Raw genomic sequence first — 19,146 nt, 5'->3', positions numbered from 1 at the left:
TTAAACTCGAAGCGGTGATACGAAGATGGATAAATTGAAGAAGTACATTTACGAGCTGGTCGCAGACCGGAAGCTATCGGCCAAGGAAGCGACGGCATACATCACGAGCCTGCAAAAAGCAAGCGAAGCAAAAAGCGATGACATCGCGATTATCGGCATCGCCGGACGCTTTCCCAAGGCGAATACGGTACAGCAGTTTTGGGAAAACATTCGCTTTGGCCGAGAATGCCTCGACGACTTTCCTGTCCATCGCAAGGAAGATGGACAGGCGCTGTTTTCCGACCGGAGCTTTGCGCACAAACGCTTCAAAAAAGCGGGCTATTTGGATGAAATCAGCTTCTTTGATCCAGACATGTTTCGCATCTCGCCAAAAGAAGCCTTGTCCATGGAGCCTTATCAGCGAATCATGCTGGAGCTTGCCTATGAGACCATGCTCAATGCCGGCTACGAGACGCGGGAGATCAGCGGCTCCAAGACAGGCGTTTTTATCGGCAAAGACCATGTGACAGGGATCGAGTACCGCCACTACGTCAGCCCGGATATTTTCAGCCTGACCGGCTCGTGGCCGGGAATTTTGGCAAGCCGCATCTCGTACGTCTACAACTTTGAAAGGGCCGAGCATCGTCTTCGATACATCGTGCTCGTCCGGGTTGGTAGGCGTTCATTTTGCATGCGAATCGTTGCGCAGAAATGAATGTGAGATGGCATTTGTAGGCGGCATCAGCGGCCTTTTCTATTTTCCGCCCGTTAAAGAAGACGGATCGCTCGATCAGGTCGAATCCGCCGAAGAGAAGATTCGCGCGTTTGACAAGGAAGCGACAGGCACGGTATGGGGCGAGGGGGGCGGAGGGCTGCTCTTGAAGCCGTTGTCCAGGGCGCTTGCGGACAACGACGTGATTTACGCCGTCATCAAAGGCAGCGGGATCAACAACAACGGCCTGTCCAAAGGCATTACCGCCCCCAACGGGGAGGCGCAGGAAGCGCTTTTGAAAAGCGTCTGGAAGCAGGCGCAGATCAACCCGGAAACGATCCGCTACATCGAAGCGCACGGAACAGGCACGGTGCTGGGCGATTCCATCGAATTACAGTCGATCATCAACGCCTTTCAAGCTTTTACGTCCAAAAAGCAGTTTTGCGGGGTCGGCTCGGTCAAGACGAACATCGGGCATCTGGTCGGAGCTTCCGGGATTGTCTCGCTCATCAAGGCAGTGATGATGCTCCGGCATGGGGAAATCCCGCCTTCGCTGCACTTCCAGTCGCCCAGCCCATACATGGACCTGACCAACTCGGCCGTGTTTGTCAACGACGCGCTGACGAAATGGGAGCAGCAGGACCAGCCTGTTCGCATCGGGATTAACTCGTTTGGATTCAGTGGAACGAATTGCCACGTTTTGCTCGAGGAACCGCCCAAGGCCGTCCGGCAAGCCAGCCGCGGACAAGACAGCTACTTGCTTGTCCTGTCGGCGAGAAGCGAGCAAAAACTCCAGGAGCTGGCGAAGCAATACCAGCAGTTTTTACTGGCAAACCGGGACGTCCACCTGGGGGATTTGTGCTTTACCGCCAGCGCGTCGCGCCATCATTATGCGCACCGGGCGACGATTGTGTTCGACAGCTATGAAGATTTGTTAGTGAAGGTAAATGAGCTGAAAACGGCGAACCGCGTATCCGCGTGGACGGCAAACCCGGCGATCCGCTACCAACGGCACGAAGTCGTGCCGGACAACAAGCAGACAGTCGAGGCGTGGGAAATCAGGGAACGAGCGAAAAAATCGTTAGATAGGCAAGCAAACGAAGCGATCAAGGAATGGATCGGGAAGACATCTGACCAGAGGCTGATCTGGGAGCAGGTCGCGCCGCTGTACATACAAGGAGCAACCATTGACTGGGGGATGCTTTACTGTGGTGGCCGCAAGCTGGCGCTGCCGGGAAATATACTGGAGCGGCAAAAGTTTTGGCCCGCAGGCGCACAGCCCAAAAAAGCAGAGGCAGACTTTCTTTACCAAGTGGCCTGGAAGGAAGAAGCTCTGCCCGCCACAGACAGCGAGCAGCAAACGGCTTGCGATACGGTGCTGCTGATTGTCGATGCGGCAGATACAGCCATCTGGCGGCCGCTTTTTTTGCAAAAACACCAAGCGAGACGCCTGGTGACAGTCGAGCTGGGGGCGCGCTCTGCGCAAGTCGCGCCAGACTATTTCCAGGTTTCGCGCACGCTGGACGATATCGCCGCCTTTTGCGCGCAGCTCGATTTGGCGTCGCTCGCTCAGATTGTGTTCATGCCTCCGGCTCGCGCTGCACTGCCGGAGTCGTTGGCCGCTTTTCGCTCGGCCATGGATCAGACCGCCGGGTCGCTGCTGCTTTTCGCCAAAGCGCTCGCTACGACAGGCAAGCTGGCAAACGAAATCGACGTCGTCCTGCTGACGCAAAACGCTCAGGCGGTACAGCCGGGCGATGCGGCCTGCGATCCTTTTCACCATATGCTGGGCGGACTGGGAAAATCGCTTCGCCAGGAAAACTACGGCTTGTCCGTGCGCCATATCGACATCAGCCCGGACGGCTTCGCGCCTGAGCCGCTTTTCGCCGAGCTAGGGCGGAAAGGGACGGACTACTCCGTAGCGCTGCGCCAAAACCGTCGCTACATCGAAATTATCGAAAGAGCAAAGCAGACGGGCGCGCAGGAGGACAGCTTCGCGGTCGAAGCAGGCGATGTGTTTCTGATAACGGGCGGGCTGGGCCAGTTGGGAACGGAAGTATGCAAGTACTTGAGCCAGAAAAACAAAGTCAAGGGTGATCGTGCTCGGCAAGACGATGCTGCCGGACCGGGAGACGTGGCCGGCCGTGCTGCGGGAGTCGCCAGACATAAGCTTGGCGGATAAAATCAATGCGGTGCTCGCTGTGGAAGCGCTAGGCTCCACGCTTGACTACCACTGTGCAGACATATGCGACGAAGCGCAGTTGCAGCGAACCGTTCAGGCGATCCGCCAGACACACCAGCGGCTTGCCGGAGTGATTCATTGTGCGGGCATAGGCGTTGGCGAGCTGGAAGATGCGGCGCTCGGCGAAGCGGAGTTTGCGCGCAGACATGCCGTGAAAACAGATGGGAGCTGGCTCTTGTACACGCTTACGCAGGAGATCGACACCGGGTTTTACTTGTTCTTTTCCTCGGCGGTATCCGTCACGGGTGGACGCGGGGCGCTTGGCTATGCCACTGGCAATGCCTTTTTGGACGGCTGGGCAGAAGCGATCAGGCGGCAAGGCAAAAAAGTATTCTCCATTAACTGGGCTACGTGGGAGGAGACGGCCGAGCGGCTTTCGATGCAGGAGGAACGGCACGTTTTCCGCTTTCTGCCTACCCATCAGGCGCTGCAAGCGCTCGACTCGATTCTCCGCCGCCAAATGTTCCGGACAATCGTCGGCCAGTTCAATCAGGCGAACGAGCTGTTAGAGCTTGCGCACATCTGGCCGTTCCGCTTGGCAGATGAAGTGAAGAAAGACGTGTTCCGCCAGACGGCAAAGCCGGGGCGTGCAGCCGCCGCACCTGTACCCGTGACGCTCAAGGAGCAGGACGGATTTACCGCGACGCAAAAAGAGCTGGCACAGGTATGGGCAGAGGTGCTCGGACTGTCCTCGATCAGCCTGTTCGACACGTTCCATCAGTTGGGCGGCGATTCGATCCACGCTGCCCAGTTGTACAAGCAGTGGAACGAGAAGTACCCGGGCACGCTTCACGTCGCAGACCTTTACCTGTATCCGACCATTTTTGAAATGGCGAACTACTTGGACGGCAAAAAGGCACCAAAGCCTGCCGCGCTTACCGTCGAGTCGATCCTCGAAGGGTACAAAACGAGCAAATACTCGCAGGAGGAAACCAAGCGGCTGCTGGAACAGTGGACCGCTTTTTCAGCAGGCGAGACTGCGCCGTCCGAACAAAAGGACGAGTACGCGATCATCGGCTACGCCTGCCAATTTCCGCTGGCGGAAAACGCCGAGCAGTTTTGGACCAACCTGACCGCAGGCGTCAATGCGATCCGCCCGTTTCCCGCCTCCCGAAGAAAGGATACCGACCGCTTTTTGAGCGCAACCCAAACCTACTGCCAGGGCGGCTACCTGGAACAGATCGACCGCTTTGACTCCGCGTTCTTCCACATCGCGCCCAAGGAAGCAGAGCTGATGGACCCGGAACAGCGCCTGCTTTTGCAAAACGTGTACGAGGCCCTGGAAACCAGCGGGCTTGGCGGGAAAAGCCTGTTCGGGACGAAAACGGGCGTGTACATCGGCAAAGACACGACCGGGCGCAACGAGTACAACAACATGATTGATATTCAGCACCCGTTGAAGGTCACCTCTGGCTCGACAGGCATACTCGCGAGCCGGATCGCCTATTTCCTCAATCTGAAAGGCCCGTGCCTCGTTGTGGACACAGCGTGTTCCTCCAGTCTGGCAGCACTGTGTCTGGCCGCCCAGGCTTTGCAGGCGGGGCAAATTGATGTGGCGATTGTAGCGGGCGTGTCTTTGGCCTATTTGCCGACGCAGCACAATTCGTTGATTGATTCCGCCGACGAGACGATTCGCCCGTTCGATGCGCAGGCAAACGGCACGATGTGGGGAGAGGGAGTAGGCACGATTGTGCTGAAGCGGCTCGATCAGGCGGTGCGCGACAACCACGCCATTCACGCTGTGGTCAAAGGCTCGGCGATGAATAACAACGGAGCGTCGAACGGTATTACCGCACCGAATGCGGAAGCGCAGGAAAAAGCGCTGGTCGAGGCGTGGCAGGCAGCCAAGATTGATCCCGAAACGATTACGTATCTCGAGGCGCACGCCACCGGAACGAGATTGGGCGATCCGATCGAGCTGAAGGGCATCGCCAATGCTTTTCGCAGATTTACCGATAAAAAGCAATTTTGCGGGGTCGGTACGGTAAAAGCGAACATCGGCCACCTGGTCGGAGCGTCGGGGATGGCTTCGGTCATCAAAATGATTTTGGCCTTCAAGCACGGGCAATTGCCCCCGGTCGCCAACTTCCGGCAGCCGAATCCGTTCATCGAATTTGCCGATTCTCCGGTCTATGTCAACGACAAGCTGCAGAAATGGCGTGCAGCCGAGACGCCGCGTCGATGCGGCATCAGCTCGTTCGGATTCAGCGGGACGAATTGCCATGTGCTGCTGGAAGAACCGCCTGCGTCCACTCCGGCGAAGCGCGAGAGCAGTCCGGGCTGGCAGCTTCTCGCGTTGTCGGCGAAGACGAAAAGCTCCTTGCGCGCGCTACTCAGCCGCTACGCCCGATACCTCAACGAGACGCCGGCGGTCGATGTGCCCGATTTGTGCTATACGGCCAATGCGACTCGCGGCCATTACGAGCACCGCGTAGCGATCCTGTTCCGCGATCAGGCCGAGCTGCGGGAAAAATGCAAATACGCGGACGCGACAGGGCTGGAAAATACGCAGGAGGCTGCCGAGCGCGGGATTTTCTACAAGGCGAGCCGCGTCATCGTGGACGAAAACGATCCGTCTGAAAACGGGATCATGGAGGAAGAAAAAGTCAAGCGGACGGCGCTCGCGGAAAGAACGATCCGGCAATACAAGGAAAACGGAACCGCGTTTGCGCTGGACAGCCTGCAAACCATCGCCGCCATGTACACGGACGGGGCCGATATCGAGTGGCAGCGCCTGTATGCAAAAGAGCAGCACCACATCATCGCATTGCCAGCCTATCCGTACGAATCGGTCCGTCACTGGATCGGGACCGGGCCGCAAAACTCCGAAGGCCCGGCGCAAACAACAGACACATGCTATCGCCTGCATTGGGTGCGCGACGACAAAGCGACAGCGCCGTTGCGGCAAGCTGGCGCGAAACCGGGCACGTGGCTGTTTTTGAGCGGAACGGGCTACAGGAGTCATGAGTTGCTCGTGGAGCTACAAGCGCGGGAAGCGGATGTCATCGAAGTTGCTTTCGGCGCTGCTTTTGAAAAAGGCGGCGATCATCAATACAAGATCGGCTCGGCGGACGATTTTCCGCGCTTGCTGCAAGAGCTGGCGCACCGGGACATTCGCCACATCGTCCACTGCATGGGCATGACGGAGGAGAAGCTCGCATGTGCGGACGACTTTCACGAGTGGGAAAACCGGAGCGTCTACAGCTTCTGCCAGCTTGTGTGCGAGCTGTTGAACCAGTCGTATCACCAGGAGATCAACCTGTATCTTTTGGGTGACCAGGCGTTTTCGGTGACCAGGCGAGAAGCCGCCTTGAACCCGCAGCACGCCGTTTTGTTCGGCCTGGCAAAAGTGGTCGCGCAGGAGTACCCGCAGTTGAAATGCCGCTGCATTGATCTGGACAGCGCTACTGCGCCGTCTACGCTCTGGGCTGAGTGGGAAGCGGGAGAGGAAGACTTCCAGGTGGCGTATCGGGAAAATGTCCGATATGTCGAACGGCTGGAAGCGCAGACGCTGCAAGCGGCAGAGCCGCAGGCCGTCTCCATCCGGGAAAACGGCGTCTACCTGGTTACGGGCGGGCTTGGCGATATCGGGCTGCAGGTTGCTCATTATCTCGGCAACAAGCAGCCCGTGCACCTGTGCCTGCTCGCCAGAAGCGCCTTTCCTGCGCGCGAGCAATGGGCCGAAATTGTCCGGGAGCAGCCCCATTCCGCACTGGCGGGCCAAATCGGGCAAATCCGCAGCATCGAGGACAGCGGGTCCAGCGTAGAAGTGCATACGGTGGATGTGGCCGATGAGCGCAGGTTGGCCGATGTGTTGCAGACGATCCGCCAGCAATACGGTGCGATCCATGGCGTTTTCCATTGCGCGGGTGTGGCAGGCGAAGGTCTGCTCATCAACAAAGGACGAGCCAAAATCGCGCAAGTGCTCGCTCCAAAGGTCGTCGGCACCTGGCTGTTGGACCGTTACACCGAGCAGGACCGCCTCGACTTTTTTGTCCTGTTTTCCTCGGTAACCAGCTTGCTCGGCGGGCTCGGACAGGCGGATTACACGGCGGCCAACGCCTATTTGGACGCGTTTAGCGACTACAGGCAAGCCAAAGGCCGACAGAGCGTGACGATCAACTGGCCTGCCTGGAACGACACAGGCATGGCGGCGCGATACCGCATCCAGAAAGAGGCTTCGCCGTTTTGCGGCATGCATCCGGACAAGGCGATCGGCATTTTGGATGCGGTGCTGAGACGAAAGCTCGCGCGCGTCATCGTCGGCGAACTGAACGAGGCGCATTTTCAGACCCACCGCTATCCGTTGCCTTTTGCCATCTCGCCGGAAATCAGGAGCATGTTCGCGCGTCCTGTTGCTTGGGAGCCGGAGACAGCGGACGCCACACCGCTTGCGCCGATGCTCACAGGCAGGACCGACCACACGTACAGCGCGGTGGAAACGCGCCTGGCCGCCGTTTGGCAAAAAGTATTGGGGATCCCGGAAGCGAATGTGTACCAGTCTTTTCAGGAGGCAGGCGGAAACTCCATTCTCGCGACCAGTCTCGTCAAAGAAATCGAGCAGCTCTACCCGGGGCGGATCAACATCGCCACGCTGTTCGCCTATCCTTCGATTGCGAAAATGGCGGAATATCTGGAAAACAAGCCGAGTGCCCACGAGACGTCCCGCAAGGCCGGGGAGAGCGAGACTGTCCCCTTGCAGGACAAACTGAGCGATTTTCTCAAGGGCAATGTTTCGATGGAAAACATATTGGACTACCTAGACCAGAAAGAGTGGGGAGAAGAAGATGAGTAGCCGAAAAGAGATGAATGACAGCATCCTGCAACTGCTGAAAGCGGGACATCTCAGCCAGGAAATGGCGGTTTCCATTTTGGAAAAGCTGAATCGCCATCCAGAGCGCAAGAGCCGTCAGGACATTGCTGTCATCGGCATGGCCTGCCGCTTCCCCGGAGCGAGCAGCCCCCAGCAGTTTTGGGACAATCTGGTCCAGGGAGTAAACAGCATCGGCTACTTTCCGGAAGAGCGGTTGCGCGATTTGTCCGGCTTCCTGCCAGAGCTGGAAGAGATGCTGGAGAGCGCCCATCACCAGGCTGGCTACCTCGATCAGATTTGCTGCTTCGATCACTCTTTTTTCCAGATCGGACAAAACGAAGCGCTGGCGATGGAGCCGTATCAGCGCCTGTTTCTGGAGACGGCCTACCACGCGCTGGAGGACGCCGGATACGGGGGAGCGAGGCTGAAGCATTCCAACACGGGCGTGTTTGTGGGACTGGAGACGGCTTACCAGTCCCATTATCGCTCGCTCTTGCAAAACGAAGATATTTCTTCGCTGGTCGGCTCGCTCGTAGGGCTGTTGTCCAACCGGATTTCGTATTTTCTGGACTTGCGCGGGCCTGCTTTCGTGCTCAATACGGCGTGCTCATCGGGGCTTGTCGCCTTGCATCAGGCGTGCACGGCCCTGGCGAACAACGAATGTGAAGCAGCGCTGGTCGGCGGCGTGAATCTGATGGTCATTCCGCAGGTGACCGGGAAGCTGCACGATCTGGAGACGTCGGACGGCAGAGTGAAGGCGTTTGACAAACATGCGGACGGAACGATCTGGAGCGAAGGAATCACAGCCGTGATGCTCAAGCCGTTGGCGAAGGCGCGCGAGGATCGCGACCCGATCTACGCGGTTATTAAAGGAAGCGGCGTCAATGCCGACGGCGCTTCCAACGGCTTGACCGCCCCCAATCCGGATGCCGAGACGCAATTGTTTTTGCGCACGTGGGAAAAAGCCAAAATCGATCCGCTGTCCATCTCGTACATCGAAGCGCACGGCACAGGGACGCTGTTGGGCGATTCGATCGAATTGCAGGCGATCAACGACGCCTTTCAAAAATCTGCGTCCCGGCCCCATGTGTGCGGGATCGGCTCGGTCAAGACGAATATCGGCCATACGGTTGCCGCATCGGGTCTGGCGTCGCTCATCAAAGTCGTGCTCGCCCTCCGGCACAAAAAAATTCCCGCTACGCTGCACTACCAGTCTCCGAACCCTTTTCTCGATCCGCGCAACGCTGCGGTCGAAATCGTGACCGAGCTAAGAGACTGGAAAAGAGGGGGCACCCCGCTGCGCGCAGGGGTCAATTCCTTTGGCTTCAGCGGCACCAATTGCCATGTCGTCGTGGAAGAGGCGCCGGAAAGCGACCGCCCGGAAACGGAAACAGAAGCGGAGCCGTTGCCGCCGGTGCATCTTTTGACGCTCTCCGCCAAAAGCAAGTCGTCCTTGGCGGAGTTGCTAAAAGCCTACCATTCCTATTTGCAAACTCACTCATCCATAAATCTGGCGGACTTGTGCTATACGGCAAACACGGGTCGCGGGCAATACGAAAACCGGGTCGCGTTCGTATTCCAGTCGATAGAAGAGTTGCGGCAGCAATTGCGCGTAGCCGATTTGTCCGGAGCAGAAGGGGCGAAAGACAAAGGAATGTACCTCTTTGAGAGTGCCGAATCCAGCCGTGACGGCAGCACTCCCGCCAGCTCTTTTGCTGGCTTGGGCGAGCATGCCGAGACTGATTGTGACGGCTGGCTGACGAAAGCGTCGCTGGAAAAGCTGGCGGAGCAATACGTCGCGGGAATGTCGATCCCGTGGGAGACGGTGTACCGCCAACCGCGGCAAAAGCTGAATTTGCCCGTGTATCCCTTTGAAAAAATCAAAATCTGGCCGACGGCGGACAAAAAAGCGCAAGGCCCTTTGCCAAGCGCATCGGGAACAAGCGGGCATGCGAGCGAAGCGCCAGCCGCACTACCCGCAGCCGAGCAGGCTCTCTATCAGCGCATCCAGTGGGTCCCTGCCGAGCCTTTGTCCACACAAGCACAGAAACGAGCGAAGGTGCTGGTCATCACCGACTCTACCGATTGGGGCTACGAGCTGGCCGACGCCATCGCGACGCACAGCGAGCGCGTCGTGCATGCCCGGCTGACGACTTCCTATCGCCAAGAAAGTGCCACCGAGTATGGGCTTACTTGCTCGCAAGCCGATTTTGAGCGGCTCATTCGCGATACAAGCGAGGCTGCTTTTAGCAAAGTCGTATTCGCGGTCGTAAAGGCGCCCGGATTGGCCAACGACGATGCCGAGCAGCTTTTGCACGCGCTGTTTTTCTTGACGAAAGCATTGGCGAAAAATCGTCCTGCCCCCAGCGAAATCGTCTTGGTCGGGAAAAACGCCCAGCGGGTTCTGCCGGACGATCACACCGTCCAGCCGGAGTTCGCGGCCTTGTTCGGATTGGGAAAAGTCATTCGCGAGGAGTACAGCGCTCTTCCTTGCAAGTGCATCGACTTTGATGATGCCACACCTGTCAGCGACATCGCGGCGGAAGCGTTGGGCAGTAGCGGACATTACCAGATCGCGTATCGTTCTGGACAAAGATACTATCCTGAGCTGGCGCCATTGGATTTGTCCGCAGTCGACGACAGCGGCCTGCGCTTCAAGGAGCAAGGGGTGTACGTCATTACAGGCGGTACGGGCGGCATTGGCCTTGCGCTTGCGAAGCATATTGCCCAGCACCACCGGGTAAAACTCGTTCTCATCAGCCGCAGCGCATTGCCCGAGCGTGCCCTGTGGGACGAGTTCAGCCAGCACAAGCACGATAAGCAGGGCAGGCTGCTTCACCATCTGCAAAGCTTGGAGAGCAACGGCTCCCGGGTGTTTACATACAGCGCCGACGTAGCCAACCGGGATGAGATCGCCGCGGCTATCCGCGACATCTACCGCATCCACGGAAAAATCGACGGCATCATCCACGCAGCAGGCTTGCCGGGCAGCGGTCTGCTCGTCGACAAGGACGAAGCCGATTTTTCGGCCGCGCTCGCTGCCAAAATCAGAGGGACGCAGCATCTGCACGCGCTGACGCGGGAAAACCCGCCTGAGTTTCTCGTGCTGTTTTCTTCCATCGCGGCAGTGGTCGGCGGGATTTACTTGGGCGATTACGTCGCCGCCAATTGCTACCTGGATGCTTTTTCCGGCGTCGCAAGCGCGCCCACGCGAATCGTCGCGATCAACTGGACGACGTGGATGAATACGGGCATGGCGAAAAAGGCAGGGGCGAGCCTCGATGCTGCTTTTCGCTCCCTCTCGCCTCGCCGGGCGGTCAAAGCGTTCGAGCATGTTCTCCGTAAAAACTTGTCCAACGTCGTCATCGGGGAAATCAACACGGACAATGACTTGTTCTGGAACAGCAGCCTGCCGATCGCGCTTGCCGCGGGGATTCGGGCGAAAATCAAGCTGCCGGAGGTCGAGATTCAGGTAGAGCTGACGGGCCGGGCGGATGGCGGCTATACCGAGCTTGAACGGCAGCTTGCGCAAATTTGGGGAAACGTCTTCCGGCTGCCAACGATTGATATACACGATCAGTTTTACGAACTGGGCGGAACCTCGATCATGGGCATCAAGATCGCCAACCGGACTAACGAGCAATGCCAGGTCACCCTGTCGGTGCAGGATGTGTTTACGCATTTAACCATCCCGGACTTGGCCGAGTTTGTCTCGCAAAAACAACGGGAGCGAAGCGGGGAAGACGCTCCGCAGCAAAGAGAAGCAGCGCCAGACCAGCGGATCATGCCGCTGTCGCACGCACAGCGACGCATATGGTTTTTGCAAAAGATGACCCCCGAGCTGGTCGCCTACAACTTGCCGTTTATTCGCACGTATGACATGGCCATTGACGTCGCGCTGTTGGAGCAGGCCGTCGCCTATCTCGCAGACAGACACGTGATGCTGCGCACGAGGTTCACTCTGCAAGACGGAAGTCCTGTGCAAGAAGCGCTGCCGAAGTACCGTCCGGAGATCCAGGTGATCGACGCGACGAAGCAGCCAGACCAGGCGCTTTTTGTGGAAAAAAGCATTCATGAGCAGAAAATGCAGCCGTTTGATCTGGAATCGCCTCCGTACCGCATCTATTTGTACCAGCTTGCCAAGGAGCGCTTTTGCCTGTACGTCAATTTTCACCATGTGATTACGGACGGCTGGAGCATCGACATTTTTTACCGCGAGCTGTTTGGCATTTACCAGTCGCTTTTGCAAGAGCAGCCCCCAAGGCTGACCGAGGCGAAGCCCGATTACTTTGATTGGATTGCTGCCCAAAAAGAATGGGAAACGAGCGAAGAGTTTGCCAAGCACGAAAGCTACTGGCTTTCCGAGCTTGCCAAGCCGTTGCCTACGCTGTCGCTGCCGACTGACAAAAAACGGCCGCCCGTCCAGACGTACAACGGTAGCTACCACAAGTTCGAAATCAGCGGAGCGCTTTATGAAACGCTCAAGCGCCACGTCGAGCAGCAGCAGATTACGTACAGCAACGTTTTGCTGAGCGCCTACTTCCTGCTGCTGCACAAGCTGTCGCAGGACGACGAGCTGATCGTCGGTGTACCTACGGCTGGAAGAAACCAAAAGAAATGGGAAGAAGTAGTGGGGATATTCATCAACACTTTGTGCATTCGCCTTTCTTTTCAGGACGTCGCGACGTTTGCCCAGTTGCAGCATGCTGTCCAGCAAAAAGTGTGGGCGGCGATCGACAAAGCGCAATACCCGTTTGACCTGCTGGTGGAAAAGCTTAATCCCGAGCGTGATTTGGCGCGAAATCCCGTCTACAACGTGCTGTTCCAGTTTTTTGACAAGCTGCATCTGGAAAACGACGGGATCAGCCAGTTTGAACTCAGTTGTCTCGCGAAGGAAGGCGATCAGCGGATCGAGATTTCCTTTGAGTACAACTCGGACTTGTTTGCGGACAGCACGATCCGGCAGTTTGCCCGCTTTTTCCTGCACATTCTCGCGCAAGTGACGGAGCGTCCGGAAATGCCGATCAAAGAAGTGGCTTTGCTGACTGGCCCCGAGGCGGACGAACTGCTGCACCGTTTTCAAGGGGCGCACCTGGACTGGCCCGAGCCGCTGCCGCTCCACCAGCAATTTGAAGCCCAGGCGCAAAAAACGCCGCATGCGATCGCGCTGGCCTGCGAAGAGCAGCAGATGACGTATCAGACGTTAAACGAACAGGCCAATCAGCTCGCCAGGCTGCTCATCCGCAAGGGCGTCGGCAAACGCGTGCCCGTCGGCATTTTCGTCGACAGAGGTTTGCAGTCCGTCGTCGGCATCCTCGCTATTTTGAAAGCCGGTGGTGTCTATGTGCCGCTCGATCCGGGCTATCCCGAGGAGCGAATCGCCTACATTCTCGCTCACAGCGGAGCCAGACTGCTTTTGACCGAAAATCGCCTGCTCGAAAAAGCCGGGCGGATCGGACAACAGCAGCAGGTCGACATCGTCAATCTGAGCGTGTTCCAGGAAGCAGCCGCGACGGAGGCCGCTTTCGAGACAACTGCCAATCCGCCGACGGAAAGCAGCGGCGCTGACTGGATGTATATCATGTACACCTCCGGCTCGACAGGCAAGCCAAAAGGCGTGCCGGTTACCCATGCCAACGTCCACAATTTTGTGGCGTGGAGCATCGCTGACTTCCAGTTGCGATCAGACGATGTATTCATGCTCGTCACGTCCATCAGCTTTGACATCTCGGTCTTTGAAATCTTCGCCGCGCTGCTATGCGGAGGGCAGCTTTGCATCGTGACGCAAGAGCGGCTCCGGGATATGGACGGATTGCTCGCGTACATGGAGACGCAGCAAGTTTCGGTTTGGCATTCCGTCCCGAGCTTGATGGTACAGCTCACTACGTTTTGGAAAGCCAACAAGGAGCGGTACGGTCATTCTCCCGTGCTGCCAGCGCTCAGGCATGTGCTGCTGGGTGGGGAAGCGTGGAGCTTCGCCCTGGCGAAACAGGTGCGGCAGATGCTGCCGTTTGCCGACATTTGCAACATGTACGGACCGACCGAGACGACGATCTGGGTGTCCAGCTACAAGGTGGAGCCAGACGCAGACGCCCCTTATGGAGCTGTACTCATCGGCAAGCCGATTGCCAATAATCAAATCATCATTTTGGCTCCGGACGGCAACGTTTGTCCGCCGGGCGTGATCGGTGAAATCTACGTAGCAGGCCGAAATGTGACCAGCGGCTACTTCCAGGACGAGGAACGGACGAGACAAGCGTTCATCCGGCGAGCCAGCGGCCAGCTTTGCTACAAGACAGGCGATCTCGGTCGATACTTGCCGGATGGCAACATCGAATTTGTCGGCAGAAAAGACCAGTTGGTAAAAGTGCGCGGCTACCGCATCGAGCTTGGCGAGATCGAGCATGCGCTCCGGGATGCCGCGCCGCTTCAGCAGATCGCCGTGACGACGGTAAAAGACGGGGAGACAAGCAAAATCGTTTGCTACTACACAGCAGACAGACCGCTGCCGATGGGCCAATTGAAGGAGTACGCGCGGAAAAAACTGCCGGAGTACATGGTTCCCGCCCAATTTTTCCATGTCGAGCGATTTTGGCTGACTCCGAACGGCAAGATGGACTGGAAGGCAATGGAGCAACATTGCCAGCAGTTGGACGCGGGGCCTCTGTTTTCGGAAGCCCGGGACGACGTCGAGCAAAAGCTCGCGGAAATATGGAGCAGGCTGCTTGGCGCGCCTAGCATCGGGATTCACGACAACTTTTTTGACATCGGCGGAAATTCCTTGCTGATCGTGCAGTTGCAGGAAATGATTCAGACGGAGCTGTTCCATGAGCTGTCGATTGTGGAGCTTTTCCAATATACGACGATCGAAAAGATAGCCGAACAGATCAAAAGAACGGCCGTGAACCGATCCAGCGTGGAAACGGGACAAAAAAGAGCGGAGCTGCGCAAAAAACGAAGAACGATGCGAAGCTAGGGAGCCGTTTGGGGGAAAGGAAAATCGGAATGGAAAATGCGCATGCGCCAAGCGAGAAAATCGCGATCATCGGCATGGCGGGAAAATTTCCGCAAGCCGAAAATATTCGTAAGTATTGGAACAACCTGGTGGACGGCGTAGAAGGAATCCGCTTTTTCACAAAAGAGGAGCTGTTGGAGTCGGGCGTAGACCCGGCTCTGCTCGCTCGGCCGGACTACGTCCCCGCTTGCGGTCAACTGGCAGGGATCGAATGGTTCGATGCAGCCTTTTTCCACTATACGCCGCGGGAAGCCGAGATTATTGATCCGCAGCAACGGCTGTTTCTGGAAGCTGCCTGGAATGCCCTCGAAGATGCCGGACAAAGCGTGTCGCAGCTTGAGGGTGCGGTGGGCGTGTTCGCCGGGATCGGCGCGAACAAATATGTGACGCATGTGGTCAGTCGCCCCGACTTGTTGCGCATTTTGGACCATCGCCAAATCGAGGTCGGAAACGACAAAGACTTTTTGACGACGCGGGTTTCCTACAAATTGAATTTGACTGGCCCGAGCTTTTCCGTTCAGACGGCTTGCTCCTCCTCGCTGGTGAGCGTGCATCTGGCGTGCCAGAGCCTGCTGAACGGGGAGTGCGACATGGCTCTGGCAGGAGGCGTGTCCGTCCAGTTTCTCGGCAAGCACGGCTATTTGTACAAGCAGGGGGGCATCGAATCGCCGGACGGACATTGCCGCTGCTTCGATGAAAAAGCGGAAGGGACCGTCTTCGGCGACGGCGTGGGCGTCGTTGTGCTCAAAAGGCTGGACGAGGCGCTGCAAGACAAGGATCATATCTACGCGGTCATTAGCGGTTCAGCCATCAACAACGACGGCGCAGGCAAAGTCGGATACACCGCGCCTGGATTCGAGGGCCAGATTCAAGTCATTTCCGAAGCGATGGAAGTGGCCGGAGTGACTCCGCACGAGATCGGGTATGTGGAAGCGCACGGCACGGGGACGAAGCTGGGGGACCGGGTAGAGATTGCCGCCCTCAAGGAAGTGTTCAAGGAGCGCGATCCGGCCGATCCGTGTTACATCGGCTCGGTCAAGGCGAATGTGGGGCATTTGAACACCGCTTCCGGCATCGCGGGCCTGATGAAGACCGTTCTCGCCATCCACCACGAAACGATTCCGCCGCTCTTGCACCTGCAAAAGCCGAATCCGGAGCTCGAATTGGAAAACAGCCCGTTCCGCTTGAATAACACCCCGGTAAGGTGGCAGGCGGAGTCGGGAAAAAGAGTGGCAGGCGTCAGCTCTTTTGGCATCGGCGGGACCAATGCGCACGTCATTGTCGAAACGGCTCCAAAGACGCCCGCCCTAGAAGCGGCGAGCGAGTGGAATCTGCTGGCGATTTCGGGGAAAACCAGTGCGGCGAGACAGCGCAACTATGAAAATGTGCTGGCTTATCTCCGCGAGAATCCCGAGGCAAGCTTGTCGCAAGTCGCCTACACGCTGCAAACGGGCCGGGAGCATTTCGATTTTCGCGGGATCGTCCTGTGCCACACGGAAGAGGCGGTTGCCCATCCGGATGCGCTGCGGCTTGTTTGCAGCGAAACGGAGGAAAGCGCGGAAGAGAAAGCGGTCGTCTTTGTCTTTTCCCCGGCGGGAATCGCGTGTGGAAGCACGGCCCGCGACTTGTATCGGCAGTTCCCTTTCTTCCGCGAGCAGATGGACCAATGCTTCCGGTTCGTGGAGCGGGTGCTGCGGCTGGATGCCAAAACATGGCTGGAAAACGATTCGCCCCATGGCCCAATCGCCCAATTCATCCTGGAATACTCGCTGGCGCAGCTATGGCGTCACTGGGGAGTGACACCAAAAGCGCTGGCAGGAGATTGGCTCGGAGAATACGTCAGCGCGTGTCTCGCAGGCGTTTTGGCTTGGGAAGACGCTTTGAAGCTGCTCTGTTTCCGTGGGGACTGTGCTTATGCCATCGCGCTTGGCAAACCGGGCATTCCGTTTTTGTCGAACAGAAGCGGCACGTGGATCACCGAGGAGCAGGCCAGCTCCATGGACTATTGGCGGGAGCTGGTCAGCTTTTCCGGTCAAGGGGTGGATGTGGCTAGCTTGCCTGTGCTCTCCCATGTGCAAAAGCCGGTATTTCTCGAAGTCGGCCCAGGGAAAACGCAGCTTGAACGGCTGGCAGCAAGCGAACGGTTCCGTTCCGCGCCATTGCTGCCGTCCTTGCCCGCCCCCGGAGAAAACGAATCGGCCTGCAAGACGATGCTCGCTTCGTTAGGGCGACTGTGGCTGTACAAGGCGAACATCCGCTGGAAAAACGTCCATGCGCCAGCGCACCCGAGCCGCCTCCCGCTGCCGACCTACGCTTTTGAACGGAAGTATTACTGGATTGAGCGGGCGTTCGCTGCGCCTGCGGAGACGCTTGGCAATGAAAAGCGTCTGCCTCCCTCTACGCTCCTGATAAGACAGGGCGGCGAGTTCATCCAGGACGGCCAGGCCAGCTACACGTTACAAGCGCACCAGATGCGGCAAGTAGAAGAGTTGTTGGCGAGCTTTGCTGCTGATTCTCCCGGAGAAAAGCTCGCACCGCTCGCCAGCGCTTCGGCTTCCGCTCCGGCCACCGAGCAGCAGCCGCGCAATCAGCGTCAGGAGGACATGGCTTCGTGGCTGTGCACAATTTTGGAGGAGTTGCTCGGAAAAAGCCCGATCAGTGTGGCAGACGACTTTTTTGACCTGGGCGGCGATTCCGTGACGGCCATCCAGTTCGCTTCGCGTCTGAAAGAACATCACATTGAGATTGCCTCCGATCTGCTGTTTGATTACCCGACGATGGAGGAGCTGGCGCGGCAGATTCGGCTGGGGAGCGACAGCAAGCCGTCCACGGAAGCATTGGCGGGGGATCACCCGACGATGGAGGAGCAGCAGGCGCGGCAGGTCGGGCGGGAAAGCGACAGCCAATCAACCACAGGAGCATTGGCGGCAGATGACCCGACGCAGGAGCAACAGGCGCGGCAGATCAGCCTGGAAAGCACCAGCCAGCCATCCGCCCCAAGCACGCTGTTCTACAACGTCGACCAGGCCGACCAGGAGATTTTACTGCGTACAGTGGATACACGGGAAGTCGAAAGCGTCTATCCGCTCACCTTCATGCAGTTACTGGTCCTGAACCACAACATTTTGCACGCGCGGCAAGGCACGGTCAGCCTGCTCGCGTTCCCGATTGCAGAGGAGCTTAGGCTTGACCATTTCCGACTGGCCTGGCAGCGGGTTATCGACCGCCATTCCGTGCTGCGGACTGGATTCATCTGGAGAAAAATATCGCATCCGGTTCAATTCGTGAAAAGGCATGTCGACGTTGCCATCGACGTGCTGGACTGGACGAAGCTGTCTGCGGACGAGCAAAAGCAAGCTTTGGCCGAATGGATCGCGCAGGAACGGCAAAAGAGCTTCAAGGTGGACGAAGTTCCGCAAATGCGGTTTCAGCTCATCCAATACGACAAGGCAAGCTACCAGTTTGTCTGGACGTATCAACATTCCTTGTTTGACGGCTGGAGCATGAATCTCATTTTGCAGGAAGTGTGGGCGAACTATCAGCTCGGCGAAGCGCTCATCCGCGAGCCGCAGACGCCCGCGACGCCTTTCCTCGATTATGTCAAGTGGCAAAAAAGGCAGGACGACCAGGAAGCGCGGCAATTTTGGACAGGGGAGCTGGGGCCGTTCCGCTATCGCGAACAGCTTGTGCCGACGACACCGAGCCAGCGCAGCGGCTATGTGAGCGCCGTGAAAAGTGTTGCTCTGGCACAAGACGAGGTCTATACTGTAAGAGAATTTTCCAGAAAGAACCAAATAACGCTAAATACGGTAGTCTTGGGCGCGTGGGGCTTGGCGCAGGCGCGACTGCTCGAACAGCGCGACGTCCTGATCGGGCTGATGACATCGGGACGCGTCCCGGAAATCGGGCAAATGGACAAAATGGTCGGACTGTTTACCAACAGCTTGCCCGTCCGGCTGACCTACAACGACGCGGACCAGGTCAAAGAGTGGTTTGTCGCCTTGCAGAAAAAAATCGTGCGCATTCGCCGCTACGAGCATATTACGTTGCAGCAAATGGCGCAGTGGTCGCAAATTCCGCTCGATTTTTTGCAAACCGTCATCAATACGCGCAGCCTGGTTTATACGCACTTTCCGTTCCAGACGCAAGCTGGCGAGCAAAAGCCGTTTCAGGCAAAGAGCAGCGGGCAGCTTCACCTTCCGCTGCGCCTGTTTGTCAACCCGTCCGAGGACCGCTTCACGCTCCGGGCGGAATACGACAGCAGTCAATTTGCCCACGATGCGGTCGCGCAACTGCTGGAGGAAGTAAAACGTCTGGTAGTGGCCGTCCCGCGAGCTGACGGGATTGCCGATTTGTGGGCAGAGGCAAAAAATCAGATGAAGTAA

5 protein-coding genes are annotated in these 19,146 nt (G+C 57.6%); all 5 read left to right on the top strand.

Annotated elements, in window-relative coordinates:
• Positions 1-25: 25 nt before the first annotated feature.
• Genes AC3WJN_RS09655 through AC3WJN_RS09635 form a run of 5 tightly spaced genes read left to right on the top strand, consistent with a single transcriptional unit; the run spans position 26 to position 19,146 of the window.
• Positions 26-694, top strand: a complete 669-nt coding sequence (locus AC3WJN_RS09655) for a beta-ketoacyl [acyl carrier protein] synthase domain-containing protein (RefSeq protein ID WP_007786670.1) — start codon at positions 26-28, stop codon at positions 692-694.
• Positions 606-2,873 carry a beta-ketoacyl synthase N-terminal-like domain-containing protein gene (locus AC3WJN_RS09650; protein WP_492329258.1) on the top strand — a complete coding sequence of 756 codons (2,268 nt, stop codon included), beginning with the start codon at positions 606-608 and terminating at the stop codon, positions 2,871-2,873. The genes AC3WJN_RS09655 and AC3WJN_RS09650 overlap by 89 nt, the downstream gene beginning before the upstream one ends.
• Complete coding sequence (locus AC3WJN_RS09645; protein WP_492329257.1) at positions 2,791-7,728, top strand: SDR family oxidoreductase; 4,938 nt, start codon at positions 2,791-2,793, stop codon at positions 7,726-7,728. Before AC3WJN_RS09650 ends, AC3WJN_RS09645 begins: the two co-directional genes overlap by 83 nt.
• Positions 7,721-14,722, top strand: coding sequence for an amino acid adenylation domain-containing protein (locus AC3WJN_RS09640; RefSeq protein ID WP_492329256.1), 7,002 nt, complete (start codon positions 7,721-7,723; stop codon positions 14,720-14,722). Before AC3WJN_RS09645 ends, AC3WJN_RS09640 begins: the two co-directional genes overlap by 8 nt.
• Positions 14,723-14,751: 29 nt before the next feature.
• Complete coding sequence (locus tag AC3WJN_RS09635; RefSeq protein WP_492329255.1) at positions 14,752-19,146, top strand: beta-ketoacyl synthase N-terminal-like domain-containing protein; 4,395 nt, start codon at positions 14,752-14,754, stop codon at positions 19,144-19,146.

The organism is Brevibacillus sp. FW306-2-1A-C05A (genome assembly GCF_058781555.1).
Note: the sequence above shows the minus strand (reverse complement) of the source record. Positions and strands in the feature narration are given on the sequence as shown.